Origin of the sequence: Arthrobacter sp. PsM3 (genome assembly GCF_030433895.1) — a bacterium.
Lineage (GTDB): Bacteria > Actinomycetota > Actinomycetes > Actinomycetales > Micrococcaceae > Arthrobacter.
This window is the reverse complement of sequence record NZ_JARUXE010000156.1, coordinates 1-297: the sequence shown is the minus strand read 5'-3', so window position 1 is coordinate 297 and position 297 is coordinate 1. Positions and strand designations below refer to the sequence as shown.

Sequence of the window (297 nt, the reverse complement as noted above, 5' to 3'; positions counted from 1 at the left end):
AGCCGGCGTAGGGGTCGGCGATGCCGATGTACTGGGTGTAGAGGTATTCCTCGATACCCTCGAGGCCGCCTTCGCGGCCCAGGCCGGACTGCTTGACGCCGCCGAACGGGGCGGCGGCGTTGGAGACCACGCCGGCGTTCAGGCCGAGCATGCCGGTTTCGAGGCGTTCGCCCATCCGGATCCCGCGGTTGAGGTCCCTGGTGAAGACGTAGGCCACGAGCCCGTATTCGGTGTTGTTCGCGAGCCGGACAGCCTCGTCCTCGGTGTCGAAGGTGATGATCGGGGCGACGGGTCCGA

The 297-nt window shown here is 67.7% G+C and carries 1 protein-coding gene; it reads right to left on the bottom strand.

Annotated elements, in window-relative coordinates; translation table 11 throughout:
- Positions 1-297: aldehyde dehydrogenase family protein (locus tag QCD75_RS22035; protein WP_301231652.1), on the bottom strand; the 297-nt coding region annotated here is incomplete at both ends.